The following is a 1387-nucleotide window of genomic DNA, read 5'->3' on the forward strand; positions in this document are numbered from 1 at the left end:
TCGTTGTTTTACGAGTGACTCGACAGCGGCCTTATTCACAATCGGCTTCAACCAATCACTGAGTTGTTGATCATCTTTTGCCGTGAAGAGGGTCTTTAGTTGATATTGGTGTGGTGCAGGGAACCGTCGAAACCACGCTCTTTCCAGAGCTTTATCATTTTTTACAAGCTCGTGTAGATGTTTGCACACCTTTGCTAAAGCGGTAATCTCTCGAAAACTCAAACAGCGAATAATCATGGACTGTGCTATGTAGGGCAAATTGAGGAATGAAGGTTTATTTTTTTCATGTACAGCAACCTCCCTGCCTGCACTAACACCCGTCGGTGCCTCTTCCAATTGAGGTCGCTTAGGTGTTGGCAAGGGTGAAGCGTTAATGTCGCCAGTGCTGCCAATGCTTTTTGTAGAGTGCATACCTGTTTCTCCATGGCTCCGAGTCAGAATTTATCCTTGTTTTGAGGGGGCATTTAAAATGCGTTGAAAGGTTAGAGCCGGATTTAGTATGAAAGTTCATAAATTCAGGTCAGGCTCCCGGGCAACAGGGCCCTGCATCAATCTTTCCTCCGTAGTTCAGTGATTCTCAGCTCGTTAAATTGATCGACGGTCAACACCTGTCGGCCATCGGCGCTGATGGTGGCTAATTCGATGTCATGCTCGCGCCGAATAACGGCTTTTTTTACCCATGACCCATCGGGTCCAAGGCCATAAATTTTCACCGTTTTGTCGAGACCGACGGTCAACACATGGCAACCATCGGCGCTGAAGGTGGCTGACCGGACCCAACCTTTGTGGGTAATGGTGGCTTTTTTTACCCATAGTCCGGGGGCCTTCTGGCCGTAGATTTTCGCCTTGTTATCTCTGCTGGCGGTCACCACATGGCGACCATCGGCGCTAAAGTGGGCTGAGTTGACTATCTCCTTGTGTGCAATGGTGGCTTCTTTTACCCATGATCCAGGGGCCTTCTGTCCATAGATTTTTGCCATGTTACTACTACTGGCGGTCAACACACGGAGGCTATCGGCGCTGAATTCGGCTGAGTTGACCGGATCACCATGAGAAATCGTGGCTATTTCTTTCCATGATTCATCGTCCTGCAGATCGCAGATTTTTACCGTACCGTCTTTACTGGCGGTGACCAGATGGCGGCCATTGTTGCTGAAAGCGGCAGAGGTGATAGTATCCCCATGGGTAAAGGTGTCTTTTACTGTCCATGATTCATCGTCCTCCTGAACGTAGATGGTCGCAGTATGATTTCGATCGATGACCAACAGATGACGACCGTCGGAGCTTAAGCTGGCCGAGTAGACCGAACAATCATGGTGAACAGTGGCTTTTTCTTCCCATGATCCACCGGTCTCATGGCCATAGATTTTCACCCCATCGTCACTGG

At 49.0% G+C, this 1387-nt stretch carries 2 protein-coding genes; both read right to left on the reverse strand.

Going from position 1 to position 1387, the window contains the following annotated elements:
- A partial coding sequence (locus KDK16_RS09380) for an F-box protein (protein WP_257275767.1) occupies window positions 1-411 on the reverse strand: 411 nt, incomplete at its 3' end.
- A 137-nt stretch (window positions 412-548) separates the two neighbouring features.
- Window positions 549-1387: WD40 repeat domain-containing protein (locus KDK16_RS09385; RefSeq protein WP_257275768.1), on the reverse strand; the 839-nt coding region annotated here is incomplete at its 5' end.

The organism is Endozoicomonas sp. SESOKO4 (assembly GCF_024606275.1).